Here is a 14,834-nt window from a genome sequence, read left to right as displayed (position 1 = left end):
AAAATTCCACTTTATATTTCCATTATAATTGGTAAAATCATTGGACGCCTTTTTGTCTTTTCATATAAAAATTGATTAAGTGCTTCTCTAATGTTTAATTTTAGCTGTGACCATTCTAATGAATGTTCCTGCATGCTTCGATCAACGATAGTCGCAACTACCTTTGTTGCATTAGTAATTAATTCTTCTGATTCTCTTACATATACAAATCCTCTAGTTATAATTTCCGGACCGGATATAATTTGTTTTCTTTGTTTATCCAAAGTTACAACAACAATTAAAATACCATCCTGAGATAATAATCGGCGATCACGAAGTACAATATTACCTACATCCCCAATTCCTAAACCATCGATTAAAACATTTCCTGATGGAACTTTTCCGCCTGTGTATACATGATCACCTTTAAACTCTACGACATCACCTTTCTCAACCAGAAAGATATTTTGAGCATCAATACCAACTTGTTTGGCTAATTTCTCATGTGATTTCTGCATTTTATATTCCCCATGCACAGGGATAAAATATGTTGGCTTCGTTAAGTTCAGCATCATTTTAAGTTCTTCTTGGTGTCCGTGCCCTGACATATGTATTTGTTTTTGCCCAAAGACAACATTTGCACCAGCTCTGCTTAATATATCGATTGTTTTTGAGAAAACAAGTTCTTGTCCTGGAATTGGAGTAGCAGCTATTAACACTGTATCCCCAACTTTTACATTTACTTGTTTATGAGCCTGTTTGGCCATACGTGAAAGAACAGCAAGCGGGTCACCGTGATTGCTTGTCGTTAAAATCGCAATTTCCTTTTCAGAATGTTTGTTAATTTCATTTACTGATATAAACACATCTTCTTCAACAGAAATATAGCCAAGATTAATAGCTAAGTTAAGAATATTTCTCATATTTTTCCCAACAACAGCCAATTTCCTATTATTTTTAATGGCAGCATTAATTACTTGTTGAATACGATATAAATTAGAAGCAAATACAGCAACAATAACCCTGCCATCAGCATTATACATAACATCTGAAATTTCTCCGCCAACAATGGCCTCTGAACCAGAATACCCCGGCTTTTCCGCATTTACACTATCAGATAATAAACAAAGTACACCGTTTTCACCAAGACTTGCAATTTTCCCAATATCCATCTGGCTATTTCCAACCGGTGTTTGATCGAATTTAAAATCGCCTGTATGAACGATCGCACCCATTGTTGTTGAAAAACTAATTCCTACAGAATCTGGTATACTATGATTTGTTCTGAAGAATGAAACAGTAGTACTATCAAAAGATAATACGGTTTCATTATCAATCTCTTTAACTAAAACCGTCTGTCGCATTTTATTTTCTTTAAGTTTTTCACCTGCTAAAGCCAGTGTAAGCTTTGTCCCATAAATAGGAACACTAATTTTATTTAATAAATAAAAGATGCCACCTATACTCTCGTCATGACCATGTGTTAAAAAGATCCCCTTTACTCGATCTTCATTTTCCTTTAAATATGTTATATCCGGAATGACCATATCAATTCCCAACATCCCATCCTCAGGATACATAAGACCGGCATCCACCACAAAAATGTCGGAATTAATTTCAACAACAAACATATTTTTTCCGACTTCTCCCACACCGCCTAAAGCGATTAACTTTATATTCTCTGTCTTTTCCATGAAAATCCTCCCTACTGAAGTACCCGTTCAACGTCACTTAGAAATATTATAACTGAAGAAAGAATTGGAATACAAGGAAATTTTAGTCCTATAATATGTGCATTACTTTCTCTTACTTAGGCAGGGCTAAAAAAAGGAACTAAAAAGGATGCTATTTTAAGCACCCTTTTTAGCTCCCCTTAAAGAAGGTCAATATATTACCCTAAATTTTTTTGGATAACACTCATTAATTCACTTCGTTCTGAACTTGTTAATGGTAATAGAGGAAGACGGACTGATCCGACATCTAACCCTTTAAACTGTAATGCTGTTTTAACTGGGCCAGGGTTTGGTGAAGTAAACAACTGCTTCATAATTGGTAACAACTTACGATGTTGTTCTGCTGCAGCTACAGTTTCACCAGATAGAAAGGAATTGATCATAGCTTGCATTTCATTCCCGATAATATGAGAAGCTACAGAAACAATTCCATCAGCTCCAATTGCAAGAGCCGGTAAAGTTAACACATCATCACCTGAGTAAACAGCAAAATTCTCTTTTGTATTTGTGATAATTTCAGCCATGGCTTCCAAGTTTCCACTTGCCTCTTTTACTGCAACAACATTTGGAAACTCGGCTAAACGAATGATTGTATCTACTGACATGTTGATCACACTTCTACCTGGAATGTTGTATAACATTACCGGTAATGTAGTTGATTCTATTATTGCTTTAAAATGTTGATACAACCCTTCTTGACTTGGCTTATTATAATATGGCACTACAAGCATTATAGCATCAACACCAGCTTCTTCTGCTTGTTTTGTCAATTTTATTGAAGCTGCTGTGTTATTACTACCTGTTCCCGCAATTACAGGGACTCTACCATTTACTTCTTTTACGGTATGTTTAATAAGAGCAATTTTCTCCTCGTTACTTAATGTTGGAGATTCCCCTGTTGTCCCTGTGACTACTAATGAATCTGATCCATGATTAATGAGATAGTCAATTAACATAGTCGTTTTTTGAAAATCAATGTTATTATTTTTATCGAATGGGGTTATCATCGCTGTAGAAACTTTTCCAAAATGACTCATTATTACCTTCACTCCTTTTGCTGCACTTTGTAACTAGATGCTATCTTACTTATTCATATAATGTAAAGTAAGATTTCTATTTTTTTTATGTTAGAAAATCATTTAACTCTATTTTGATAGATCAAAGGCTTCATGTAAAGCATTAACCGCTTTAATCATATCATCTTCTTTGACAAGCACCCAAATTGTTGTATGGCTATCAGCTGATTGAAGGATTTGTATCCCTTTTTCAGACAGAGCTGTTACAATTTTGGATGTTACTCCCGGAACTCCCATAATTCCTGCACCTACTGCAGAGACCTTCGCACACTGTCTTGTAATTGTCGGTTCATATCCAAGTTCCTGTAATACTTCAACAGCTCTGGATGTTACTTGATCTGTTACAGTATAGATAACTGACTTAGGGGTGATATTGAAAAAATCAACACTTATCCCTTCCATTGCCATTGCTTTAAATACTTCTGTCTGTACACTATACTGTCCTTCTTTTGCGGTTACTTTTATTTGTGTTACATTTGAAACATGAGCAATTCCCGTGATTAATCTTTCGTGAACATCACTGCCCTTTTTATCAGTTTGATTCGAAGAAACTAAAGTACCTGGTAATTTAGAGTAAGTGGATCTTACTCGAATTGGCACTTCAGCCTGCATTGCAATCTCTACTGCTCGGGGATGAATTACCTTTGCTCCCTGATAGGCAAGGTTGACAATTTCTGTATACGTTACCTTAGATAAAGATTTTGCATTTTCTACAATTCTTGGATCTGCAGTCATAACACCTTCTACATCTGTAAAAATATCTACAAACTCAGCACCAACGGCTGCACCAATAGCTGCTGCAGAAGTATCACTGCCTCCTCTACCGATCGTTGTCATATCGCCATTTGTTGCAGAAGCACCCTGAAATCCGGCAACAACAACTACATCATGTTGGGACAGAGTTTCTACCAAACGTTCACATTTCATCTCTAAAATTTTTGCATTCGTATGCTCATCATTTGTTACAAAACCAGCTTGAGCACCTGTTAATGATGTTGCTTTAATATGATTTTCATTTAATAAACTAGAAAATACGATAGACGAAATAACTTCTCCACATGAGAGAAGCATGTCTTGTTCTCTATTCGAGATATTATTCAACTCACCATATACCAAGCTTAATAACGTGTCAGTTGCGTATGGGTCACCGCTCCGTCCCATTGCTGAGACAACCGCAATTACTTTATATCCTTCTTTTATCGCATCCTGTATATGACCAAGCGCCATTTTGCGCCCGCGATCATCTTTTACAGATGTTCCACCAAATTTTTGAACAATAATTTTCAATGTTAACACCTCTACTATAGACGTGAGAGAAGAGAGCTGGTGATATACCATGCTCTCTTCTTCAAAGAGTTAAACTAGTTGTAATTTCACTAAACTTTCAGCGATTTGAACTGAATTCCATGCAGCACCCTTTAATAGGTTGTCAGAAACAATCCACATATGGAAACCATTATCACGGTCTAAATCTTTACGGATTCTTCCAACAAATACATCATTTTTACCTACGCAGTTAGCCGGCATTGGATAGATTTGTTGTGATGGGTCATCTTGTAATGTAATTCCATCTGATTCTTTCAATAGTTCTTTTATTTGTTGAGCAGAAACTCCTTCAGAATCTACTTCAATATAAACTGATTCAGAATGTCCTGTTTCAACAGGTAAACGAACACAAGTTGCAGCTACATGAAGCTCAGGAGTGCTCATAATTTTTTTCGTTTCATTAATCATTTTCATTTCTTCAAAAGTATATCCATTATCTTGAAATTTATCAATTTGCGGTATGGCATTAAAAGCAATCTGATAATGTTTCTCATCACCGCTAACAGGAAGAATTTCAGGTGTGAATTCATCTCCATTTAAAATTGCTTTTGCTTGTTCCTTTAGCTCATTGATTGCAGCTGCCCCTGCACCTGAAACTGCTTGGTAGGTAGAAACAATTACTTTGTTTAGACCAAATTGTTGACGAATGGGCTCAAGAGCAACAACCATCTGAATCGTTGAGCAGTTTGGATTTGCGATGATACCATTATGCGCTTTTAACGCTTCTTCATTTACTTCAGGAACAACTAATGGAACATTCTCATCCATGCGGTATGCACTTGTATTGTCTACAACAATTGCCCCACGCTTTACTGCTTCTGGAGCAAGTTGCTTAGACACATTTCCACCCGCTGAGAATAGCGCAATTTGAACACCTTCAAAACTTTCAGGAGTTGCTGTTTCGACAATATATTCTTCATCTCTGAACATTACTTTTTTTCCTGCTGAACGCTCAGAAGAAAGCAAAGTTAATTTAGAAATTGGAAAATTACGTTGTTCTAATGTGTGAAGCATTTGTTGCCCCACAGCCCCTGTTGCTCCGACTACTGCTACATGATAACCTTTTGCTTCCATTAAACACTAGCTCCTTCCAGCTATATTTCTTTTAAAAATACAGCTACAAATCTTTTACGTACTATTCTATCACAATAATTGTCGAATGGATGAAAAAATTTGATTCTTTGATTGAATTATGAAATTATTCTTCTAAATCTCGAAATTTCTCAACAACAACTGGCTGATATTGCTTTCCTTCTAATGCAGCTAATACAGTATCCAGTAATGCTTCCATTCTTGCAACCATTGAATTTGGTTTTTTATCAGGGGCATCTTGGCCAAATGGAATAAAATATATATCTTTTGTTGCCATTAACCTCATAAGGTTTACTCCATTTAAACCAAGCGCATCATTTGTAGAAATGCCTAAAACAACAGGGCGATGGGTTCTTAAGGTTGCTTTTGCAGCCATCAACACTGGCGAATCAGTTAGAGCATTAGCAAATCTACTCATTGAGTTACCTGTTAGTGGAGCGATTACCATACAATCTAACGGAAGTTTAGGTCCTAATGGTTCTGCTGCAACAATAGAGTCGATCACTTTGTTTCCTGTTAACGCCTCTATTTTTTCAACCCATTCCCCCGCTTTTCCAAAACGAGTTGTTGTGTCCTTCATTGTAAATGTGACGACCGGGATAACATCTGCTCCCTCATCTAACAATGATTTGATTTGTGGATACACTTCCTCATAAGTGCAATGAGAACCCGTAATACCAAATCCAATCCGCTTACCTTCTAATTTCATGAAGATAACCCCTTTCCATCTATCTTTAACTCATTTAATAGCTGTGTTAAGACATTCGCTACAATTTGCCCGGCTGTTTTTGGTGCCACTATGCCCGGTAATCCTGGAGCTAATAGTGCTTTAATCCCTCTTTTCTCAGCATATCGAAAATCGGTTCCTCCCGGTTTTGAAGCAAGATCGACGATTAATGTGTGTGCCGGCATATTGGAAATCACCTTAGCCGTTACGATCATAGCTGGGATTGTATTTATACACACATCGATGTCTGTTACCTTATCCTTTAGATGATCAATATGAAAAGGCTCAAGGCCCATTTCAGTAATTCTGGCTAAGTCTGCCGTATCTCTCGCTCCTACTTTAACTTTCGCTCCTAGTGCAGAGAAGGTTCTTGCCACACTCATTCCTACTCTTCCTAACCCTAATACAGCAACAGTTGAGCCATGTATTGTTATATCGGTATGTTGGATGACCATCATGAGCGTTCCTTCAACTGTTGGAATTGAATTGTAGATTGCTACATCATCCCTTTTAAAAAGTTGAACTAATTTTTTATTTGTCGATTGAACGAGATTATCTAAATATGAATTTGAAATACCTGAATAAATGGTACAATGAGAAGGTGTTTGATTAATTAACTCTTCAGTTAAAATAACCTCTTCATTTGAAAAAACAGTTTCTACAATCCCCTCTTGATTCGTACCAGGGATAGGCAAAATTATCGCATCTATTTCTTGAAATGGAACCTCATCCATTTTGACTTTTGTTGCACCAGTAAAGCCATGGTCCAGTTGGTCAAAACCAATGAGAAAAAGCTTTGTATCAAGTTCAGTTAATTTACGGATAACTTCTAGCTGTCTGGCATCACCACCAATTACAGCTACGTTTAATCCTGTTAACATATTGTATGTTCACCTTCTTTTGCTTGTGTTTCTGTTATAGTTCCTTGAGATCCTAGGATAACTTACTTCAACATACTATGTAGAAATCGACATATGGGTGAATAAACAGATGAATAAAAAGAAAGAGGATACATATTAAATGGGAGTAATTGAATCCGCAGTTTTATCGAAAAAAAACGATTGGCCAAATGCCAATCGATGAAGTGTAGTTATGATTCGATTTTATCAATTTGTTCATCAGGTATGTCAAGAATGATCATATCTGTTCCTATCTTTTTAATATGATGCCATGGAACCCGTATCTCTTGGCCCTGTTTTCTTAATCCAAACCATTTTAACGAAGGGATGATTAGTGTTGTAATTTGTCCCGTTTGTTCATTAATCTCCAAATCAGTTTGACCTAGAACACCTAATCGTTCTGCACGTTTCACATCTACAATTTCTTTTCCGGATAGTTCACTAAGTCTCATGTCCATTCCTCCTTTCTACTATCTTATCAATTGACCTCATAAAAAAATGCCTACAATTTATAAGAAAAATAAATCGTAAGCATTTTTAATTATGATTGAAGTTTTTTCGGTAAAGTACCTTCAGGACTAATAAGAGCAACTGAATAAGTGTCAGTGAATACCTGATTAGCAAGTGTATTCACGCTTTCTTCACTTACTTCATTTACTTTTTCAATAATTGAATCTAATGAGCGGTGATAACCCAGTAAAAGCTCATTTTTCCCATTTCGGCTCATTCGGCTGTTCGTGCTTTCCAGACTGAGCATAAGACTACCCTTCATTTGCTCTTTACTATTAGCTAATTCTTTTGCAGTAATACCTTCTGCTTTTAACGTCGCTAATGTTTCCTGAATCGTATCAAACAAGAGATTAAGTTGCTTACTTCCTGTACCGCCATAGATAGTAAGAAGGCCGTTATCTTCGTATGAAGAGTGGTATGAGAAAACAGAGTAAGCAAGACCTTTTTGTTCACGAACATCTTGGAACAAACGGCTACTCATACTTCCACCTAAAATATTATTTAGAACGATTAAACTATAAATATCATCATGACCCACTTCAAGACCGTTAAATCCTATACATAGATGAGCTTGCTCTGTATCTTTTTGTCTAGCCAGTTTTTCATTATGAAAGCTTGGTTTTTCAAATTCACGTTTCAATGAATTTGTTTCATATGAACCAAAAAGTTTTTCAACTTCTTTAATAAAGCTTTCTGTCACGTTTCCAGCTACAGAAACGACCACATTTTCGGGAGTGTAGTGATTGTTCATGTACTCTCTCAATGTATCTCCATTAAAGGACGCTAAGGTCTCTTCTGTTCCTAATATTGGATATGCTAAAGGATGGCTTCCATATGTAGCTTTGCTTAAAATATCATGAACAATGTCATCTGGAGTATCTTCATACATTTTAATCTCTTCATATACAACATTTTTTTCTTTTTTTAGTTCATCTTCATCAAACGTTGAGTTAAAAAACATGTCACCAAGTACATCTAGGGCATAGCTCGCATGATCATCAAGTACTTTAGCATAGTAACAAGTATATTCTTTTGAAGTAAAGGCATTTACTTGACCACCAATACTATCAAAAGATTCAGCTATCTCTCTTGCTGTTCTTGTTTTAGTTCCTTTAAAGAACATATGCTCAAGAAAATGGGATACCCCGTTATTCTCAAGGCTTTCATTTCGAGAACCTGTTCCAATCCATACACCAATTGCAACAGATCGAACAGTAGGAATATTTTCTAACACAATTCTTACTCCATTTTGACACGTATATTTTTTGATCAAAAGTGTTCCTCCTTCTTCGTTGTTTAATTTGTCTTTGGTTCATCTCTAAATAATCGTTCCTCATCAACGAGCATTGACACTGAACCAAAAGAATAACCTTTTTGCTTAATGGATAATATTAATGTTTCTAAACTTTCCGATGTTGAAGATGTTGGATGCATTAAAATGAGTGCTCCATTATGAACTTTACCCATTACTCGTGAAACTAACACATGTGGTTCTGGACGCTGCCAATCAATTGTATCCACACTCCACATAACAGTTTTCATCTTCATCTCATCAGCAATTTTTACAACTTCATTTTTAAAACTGCCACTTGGAGGTGCAAACCAAGTTGGGGTAATATCTGTAACCGATTTTATTACTTCATTCGTCTTGGACAATTGTTCTCTTATTTTATTTACAGAGAGCTGACTCATATCAGGATGTGTATAAGAATGATTTCCAATTTCATGTCCGGCATCAACTATCATCATCGCCATATCAGGGTTTTCTTTCACCCATCTTCCTTCAAGAAAAAAGGTAGCTTTCACATGGTATCTATTTAACGTTTCAAGCATGTCAGGAATATATTCATTTCCCCAAGCTACATTAATAATAAAAGATACCATCGGCTTGTCAGGATGACCTCTATAAATTGGCTCAGCTTTTAAATCCTCAAGGTGTACAGATGGTTTAACTTGCCGATAAACAAGAAGGTTTTCATCAAAAGTGCCCTTCGCCTTCATCTTTTTATATGACTCATCAATGTCAACTTCTAATCCATTATACCCCGGGGTCGATTTCCATACTTTATGTATTTCTGCATTTTGGGCTGGAATACTGTATTCCTTGGCTTTAGATGAAATCTCCTCATACAGCTTATCTTGGTGTTTTGCAACTGTCACATCTGCTTTTTTTATTTGATCAAGATAGGATGTGGTAAAAGGATTTTTAATAAAGCCAATGGCTACTGTTATGACGAAAATAAAACCAACAACTTGAATGATTTTCCTTTGCATTATGTATCCCCCTTTTTACTAAAAAATATGTAAAAAGAGGACAAGGTAGAACAAAAATGGCGCTTGTTCCGTAATTCAGTTACAGAAGTATTAAATTGAAAAAGAAGCCTGGTTACCCATGGCCTCCTATCATGTCATCAACCTTGTTGTTCTGGTTGATTTTCTTTTTGTTCCTTAAGAACTGCTTTTCTCGATAAGTTTACACGACCTTGTTTGTCAATTTCAGTTACTTTTACTAATAGTTCGTCACCAATTGACACCACATCTTCAACTTTGCCGACACGCTCTTCAGCCAACTCTGATATATGAACTAAGCCGTCTTTTCCACTGAAGATTTCAACGAACGCTCCAAATTTTTCAATTCGTTTTACTTTCCCTAAGTACATTTGTCCGACTACAACTTCACGTACTAAATCTTCGATAATTTTCTTTGCTTTCTGGTTCATTTCTTCATTAACAGAAGAAATGAATACTGTTCCATCTTGTTCAATGTCAATTTTAACGCCAGTTTCTTCAATGATTTTGTTTATCTGTTTTCCGCTCGGTCCGATAACATCTCGAATTTTGTCCGGGTTAATTGCCATCGTTAAGATCTTAGGAGCATATTGTGATAACTCACCTTTCGGTGTAGAGATGGTTGCCATCATTGACTTCAGAATTTCCATACGTCCTTTTTTAGCTTGTTGTAAAGCTTCCTCTAGAATTTCTCGAGATAAGCCATCAATTTTAATATCCATTTGCAGGGCTGTAACACCTTTTTCAGTTCCAGCTACTTTAAAGTCCATATCACCTAGAGCATCTTCCATACCTTGGATATCTGTTAATACTGTGTAGTGCTCACCTGATTTCACGAGACCCATCGCAATACCTGCTACAGGAGCTTTAATTGGAACACCAGCATCCATCATTGCAAGCGTGCTGGCACAAATACTTGCTTGAGAAGTAGATCCATTTGATTCAAGTACTTCTGATACTAAACGGATTGTATAAGGGAAATCTTTTTCAGAAGGGATAATTGGCTCTAAAGCACGCTCTCCAAGTGCCCCATGTCCGATCTCACGACGTCCTGGACCTCTCATTGGTCCAGTTTCCCCAACACTGAATTGCGGGAAATTATAATGATGCATAAAGCGTTTTGATTCTTCGATTCCTAATCCATCTAAAATTTGCACATCACCTAAAGCTCCAAGTGTACAAATACTTAATGCCTGTGTTTGTCCACGTGTAAATAAACCTGACCCATGTGTTCTTGAGAGTAAACCAACCTCTGATGAAAGTGGTCTGATTTCATCTACTCCACGTCCATCTGGTCTGACTTTATCCTCTGTAATTAATCGACGTACCTCTGCTTTCACAAGCTTTGACAATATTTGTTTAACCATTTTGATTGTAGCTTCGTCTGCCTCTTCAGCTTCAAACTTCTCGACAACACTATTTTTCACCGCATTGATTGCATCCTCACGCGCATGCTTTTCCTGAACTTGAATGGCTTGGAGAAGTTCCTTTTCAGCAAGATCACGAATACGTTTTTCTAAATCAGCATCAAGATCAAAAAGCTGAACTTCTTTTTTCTCTTTACCGACTGCTGCAGCTACTTCTTCTTGGAAAGCAATAAGACGTTTAATTTCATTGTGACCAAACATAATTGCTTCCAACATTGTTTCTTCAGGAACCTCATCTGCACCGGCTTCAACCATGTTGATTGCATCTTTCGTTCCGGCTACTACTAGATGTATATCACTTTGTTCTGCCTGTTCTACATTAGGATTAATAACAAATTCATTATTAATTCTTCCAACTGTAACTCCTGCGATAGGTCCCTCAAAAGGAATATCAGACACACATAATGCTAAGGATGAGCCAAACATTGCTGCCATTTCTGAAGAGCAATCCTGGTCAACACTCATTACAATACTAATAACTTGCACTTCATTTCTAAATCCGTCAGCAAATAATGGTCTAATTGGGCGGTCGATTAATCGACTTGCCAAAATAGCCTTTTCACTTGGGCGGCCTTCTCGTTTAATAAATCCACCTGGTATTTTACCAACAGCGTATAAACGCTCCTCATAGTTTACTGTGAGTGGAAAAAAATCAAGAGGTTTTGGATCTTTTGACGCAGTAGCAGTACTTAATACAGCTGTATCACCATAACGAATCAGTACAGATCCGTTTGCTTGTTTAGCAAGCTGGCCAATTTCAACTGTTAAGTTTCGACCGGCCCAGTCTATGGAAAACGTTTGTTTATCTTGTCCCATATATGTAAAACTCCTTCTCTTTTTTAATTGCGTTATGTAATAGTATGAACCATTTAATTTCAACATATCAGCATAGTTTTTATATGTAAATAGATTTTCGACAACTTTTAGAAAGCAGCTAATTTATTTACAAAAAAAGGTGTAGAATCATCTATTTTATCGCAGTTTTATATACACTAAAAAAGCGGGAGGAATCCCGCTTTTAAAGTAATTATCGACGTAATCCAAGCTTGTTGATTAACTCACGATAGCGAGTTACGTCTTTATTACGTAGGTAAGTTAATAAGTTACGACGTTTACCTACCATTTTTAATAGACCGCGACGAGAATGGTGGTCTTTTTTGTGAACACGTAAGTGATCGTTAAGATTATTGATGTCCTCAGTAAGGATAGCAATTTGAACCTCTGGAGATCCAGTATCAGACTCATGTGTTTTGTATTGAGCGATAAGTTCATTTTTACGTTCTTGTGTGATAGCCATCCTTTTCACCTCCTTATTTTGCAAAACCCCAATTACCGAGCAAACGTTGGTGACTCGATTTGCCAAGCAATGGTTTTAAACTACATCAATTAGAATACTATTTTTCTAAAGATAATGCAAGGATTAAACCATTTTTTTCTGAAAGAATTCTTGACTCTGATCTTTATCCTTAGAAATTTGTGTAATAAGCTCCTCTACATTATGGAACTTCTTTTCACTTCTTATACGTTTATACCAGAAAACTGATACCATTTCACCATATATATCACGTTTAAAATCAAAAATATGAACTTCAATACTTGGTTTTACCGCTTTTTCATCTTTAAATGTAGGCTTATACCCAATATTACACACACCTTCATAGACTTGATCTTCCACCTTGATTAAAACTGCATATACACCAGTTGGAGGAAGTAAGAAGGTTCCTTCCACCTCTATGTTTGCTGTTGGAAAACCTATTGTTCTTCCACGTTTATCCCCATGGATAACTGTTCCTGTTGCAAAATGAGGTCTACCAAGTAGGGTTTCAGCATATGCTACATCTCCACTCCGAATGACTTCTCGTATAAGTGAAGAACTTACTTTACGGTCATGATCTGTTAACTTTTCAACTGTTGTATGTAAAAATTGGTTTCTTGAATGAAATGGAATAGTCTCCATCGAACCTTTCCCAAGGTGGCCATATGTAAAATCAAAGCCTGCAACAACATGTTTAACATTAAGATCAATAATAAATTCATCAACAAATTGTTGAGGTAGCAAAGCAGCAAATTCTTGTGTGAATTCTACAACATATAATAGATCTACACCTAGTTGCTCGATCAATTTGATTTTTTCGTCTAATGGTGTTAAATATTCAATGTGGTCTTGTTTTCTAAGTACTACTTGGGGATGTGGATGAAATGTCATAACGGCACATTTCATTCCAGTGTTCTCCGCAATTTCCTTTGCCTTTAAAATAACCTTTTGATGACCTTTATGAACCCCATCAAAATACCCCAGGGCCATAACCATCTCAGGTTGTTCTGTACGTTCTATATGATGTGGGTGAGACAGGTTAATTTGTTTCACAGTCAACTTCACCTTTTTCAATTATAATGCTGTCAGTAATTAAAAAGTACCTTACGCCTCATTATATAAGACTTTTATCGGCTTCATAAGGTGACTTTTTGTCGGATGCTTTGAATATATAGCTAAACATTGGTGTTCTTCATTATAGATAGTTATTGGAGAACCAGCTTCTATGTCATGAAATTGTGTTGGTAGCTCTAATACTGCACCATTTTTCACTTTCTCTGCTAGAGTATCATGGATTAGTAGTTTCGGCAAATCATTAAGCGCATTTCCTATTGGAAGTAAATATTTTTGCAGTTCATTTTTTTCAACTGCTTCCTCAATTTCCTCAAATGTAAAACAGTCACTTAAATGAAAATTACCTGATTTTGTTCTAACAAGATGTGACATATGTGCCGGAAATCCCAGTCTTTCCCCTATCATGACGGCCAATGTTCTAACATATGTACCTTTTGAACATGTCACACGAAATCGGAATGTAACCAGTCCATCTTTTTGTATTACATCACCAAGCAAAACAATCTCATGAATTGTAATAAGTCTGGCTGGTCTATCTATTTCAATCCCGGCACGTGCATATTCATAGAGTTTTTTACCATTTACTTTAACAGCCGAATACATTGGAGGGACTTGTTCGATAGTACCAACCATTGATCGTAATACATCTTCAACCATCCATTTCGTTATCGGGGATGCTACACTTTTTCTTTCTACTACTTCTCCAGATGCATCTTCAGTTGTTGTAGAATAACCAATTGTTATTTCAGCTTCATACGTCTTCGTAGCAGCAGTTAAATATTCAACTATTTTTGTCGCTCTTCCAAGACAGATGGGAAGTACACCAGTAACATCAGGATCCAATGTTCCTGTATGGCCAACTTTTTTTGTTTTTGCAAGTCTTCTCATCTTTGCTACACAGTCATGAGATGTCATTCCTGTGGGCTTATTTAATAAAAGCACACCTTCCATTATCATACCTCCGACTTTCAGATATTCAACACAAAAGGGATAGACGAAGGTGTCTATCCCTTTGAAAGGAGTTATTCCTCCTCTTTATTCACTACATTTAACTCATGTAGAAGAGTTTCAATTCGATTTCCATAATCAATCGATTCATCAAATTCAAATTGAATTTCCGGTGTTTTTCTCAGACGAATTCGCTGGCCAATTTCTGAACGGATAAATCCCTTGGCTTTCGCAAGACCTTTTAACGTATTTTGACGTTGTTCTTCATCTCCTAAAACTGATATGAAGACTTTTGCAATTTGTAAATCTCCGGATACATTTACATCTGTCACAGTAACAAAGCCTATACGTGGGTCTTTAATTTTACGCCCAATAATATCCCCTAACTCTTTTTTCATTTGTTCTCCGACACGGTTTGCTCTTAAGCTCATGTCAATCA

General features: G+C 36.4%; 14 protein-coding genes. All 14 read right to left on the bottom strand.

The features are described from left to right. Nucleotides 1-11: 11 nt before the first annotated feature. Nucleotides 12-1,679, bottom strand: coding sequence for a ribonuclease J (locus LC095_RS11655; RefSeq protein ID WP_413467485.1), 1,668 nt, complete (start codon nucleotides 1,677-1,679; stop codon nucleotides 12-14). A 191-nt stretch (nucleotides 1,680-1,870) separates the two neighbouring features. Beyond that, nucleotides 1,871-2,749 carry a 4-hydroxy-tetrahydrodipicolinate synthase gene (gene dapA, locus LC095_RS11650; RefSeq protein WP_226528332.1) on the bottom strand — a complete coding sequence of 293 codons (879 nt, stop codon included), beginning with the start codon at nucleotides 2,747-2,749 and terminating at the stop codon, nucleotides 1,871-1,873. A 108-nt stretch (nucleotides 2,750-2,857) separates the two neighbouring features. After that, on the bottom strand, nucleotides 2,858-4,075 hold the full coding sequence (dapG, locus tag LC095_RS11645) for an aspartate kinase (protein WP_226528331.1): 1,218 nt from the start codon (nucleotides 4,073-4,075) through the stop codon (nucleotides 2,858-2,860). Nucleotides 4,076-4,144: 69 nt separating this feature from the next. Continuing rightward, nucleotides 4,145-5,188, bottom strand: coding sequence for an aspartate-semialdehyde dehydrogenase (asd, locus tag LC095_RS11640; RefSeq protein WP_226528330.1), 1,044 nt, complete (start codon nucleotides 5,186-5,188; stop codon nucleotides 4,145-4,147). Between the two features lie 124 nt (nucleotides 5,189-5,312). Then, nucleotides 5,313-5,915, bottom strand: a complete 603-nt coding sequence (locus tag LC095_RS11635) for a dipicolinate synthase subunit B (protein WP_226528329.1) — start codon at nucleotides 5,913-5,915, stop codon at nucleotides 5,313-5,315. Next, entirely contained in the window at nucleotides 5,912-6,814 is a 903-nt protein-coding gene (dpaA, locus tag LC095_RS11630) for a dipicolinic acid synthetase subunit A (RefSeq protein WP_226528328.1), read from the bottom strand. The genes LC095_RS11635 and dpaA overlap by 4 nt, the downstream gene beginning before the upstream one ends. Nucleotides 6,815-7,023: 209 nt before the next feature. Further along, a complete protein-coding gene (locus tag LC095_RS11625; RefSeq protein ID WP_026559301.1) occupies nucleotides 7,024-7,284 on the bottom strand; it encodes a YlmC/YmxH family sporulation protein in 261 nt (86 codons plus the stop codon). 89 nt (nucleotides 7,285-7,373) lie between these two features. After that, nucleotides 7,374-8,615 (bottom strand): M16 family metallopeptidase, encoded by a 1,242-nt coding sequence (locus LC095_RS11620; protein ID WP_226528327.1) that lies wholly within the window; start codon nucleotides 8,613-8,615, stop codon nucleotides 7,374-7,376. Nucleotides 8,616-8,638: 23 nt separating this feature from the next. Continuing rightward, entirely contained in the window at nucleotides 8,639-9,616 is a 978-nt protein-coding gene (locus LC095_RS11615; protein ID WP_226528326.1) for a polysaccharide deacetylase family protein, read from the bottom strand. Between the two features lie 137 nt (nucleotides 9,617-9,753). Further along, nucleotides 9,754-11,874 (bottom strand): polyribonucleotide nucleotidyltransferase, encoded by a 2,121-nt coding sequence (gene pnp / locus LC095_RS11610; RefSeq protein ID WP_226528325.1) that lies wholly within the window; start codon nucleotides 11,872-11,874, stop codon nucleotides 9,754-9,756. A 211-nt stretch (nucleotides 11,875-12,085) separates the two neighbouring features. Continuing rightward, nucleotides 12,086-12,355, bottom strand: coding sequence for a 30S ribosomal protein S15 (gene rpsO / locus LC095_RS11605; RefSeq protein WP_026559305.1), 270 nt, complete (start codon nucleotides 12,353-12,355; stop codon nucleotides 12,086-12,088). 123 nt (nucleotides 12,356-12,478) lie between these two features. Continuing rightward, the gene (gene ribF, locus LC095_RS11600) at nucleotides 12,479-13,426 is read right to left on the bottom strand and encodes a bifunctional riboflavin kinase/FAD synthetase (protein WP_226528324.1); all 948 of its coding nucleotides are present in this window, start codon (nucleotides 13,424-13,426) and stop codon (nucleotides 12,479-12,481) included. A gap of 51 nt (nucleotides 13,427-13,477) precedes the next feature. Continuing rightward, complete coding sequence (gene truB / locus LC095_RS11595) at nucleotides 13,478-14,398, bottom strand: tRNA pseudouridine(55) synthase TruB (protein WP_226528323.1); 921 nt, start codon at nucleotides 14,396-14,398, stop codon at nucleotides 13,478-13,480. 71 nt (nucleotides 14,399-14,469) lie between these two features. Continuing rightward, nucleotides 14,470-14,826, bottom strand: coding sequence for a 30S ribosome-binding factor RbfA (gene rbfA, locus LC095_RS11590; RefSeq protein ID WP_226528322.1), 357 nt, complete (start codon nucleotides 14,824-14,826; stop codon nucleotides 14,470-14,472). Nucleotides 14,827-14,834 lie beyond the last annotated feature (8 nt).

The organism is Metabacillus niabensis (assembly GCF_020524345.1).
Taxonomy (GTDB): Bacteria; Bacillota; Bacilli; order Bacillales; family Bacillaceae; genus Metabacillus; species Metabacillus niabensis_B.
The sequence above is the reverse complement of the archived record's forward strand: the minus strand, read 5'-3'. Positions and strand labels throughout refer to the sequence as shown.

What these genes read in the sequence shown, in the direction of transcription:
- dapA (WP_226528332.1), bottom strand. Translation starts at nt 2,749, where the DNA reads ATGAGTCATTTTGGAAAAGTTTCTACAGCGATGATAACCCCATTCGAT.
- asd (WP_226528330.1), bottom strand. Translation starts at nt 5,188, where the DNA reads ATGGAAGCAAAAGGTTATCATGTAGCAGTAGTCGGAGCAACAGGGGCT.
- LC095_RS11635 (WP_226528329.1), bottom strand. Translation starts at nt 5,915, where the DNA reads ATGAAATTAGAAGGTAAGCGGATTGGATTTGGTATTACGGGTTCTCAT.
- dpaA (WP_226528328.1), bottom strand. Translation starts at nt 6,814, where the DNA reads ATGTTAACAGGATTAAACGTAGCTGTAATTGGTGGTGATGCCAGACAG.
- LC095_RS11625 (WP_026559301.1), bottom strand. Translation starts at nt 7,284, where the DNA reads ATGAGACTTAGTGAACTATCCGGAAAAGAAATTGTAGATGTGAAACGT.
- LC095_RS11615 (WP_226528326.1), bottom strand. Translation starts at nt 9,616, where the DNA reads ATGCAAAGGAAAATCATTCAAGTTGTTGGTTTTATTTTCGTCATAACA.
- pnp (WP_226528325.1), bottom strand. Translation starts at nt 11,874, where the DNA reads ATGGGACAAGATAAACAAACGTTTTCCATAGACTGGGCCGGTCGAAAC.
- rpsO (WP_026559305.1), bottom strand. Translation starts at nt 12,355, where the DNA reads ATGGCTATCACACAAGAACGTAAAAATGAACTTATCGCTCAATACAAA.
- truB (WP_226528323.1), bottom strand. Translation starts at nt 14,398, where the DNA reads ATGGAAGGTGTGCTTTTATTAAATAAGCCCACAGGAATGACATCTCAT.
- rbfA (WP_226528322.1), bottom strand. Translation starts at nt 14,826, where the DNA reads ATGAGCTTAAGAGCAAACCGTGTCGGAGAACAAATGAAAAAAGAGTTA.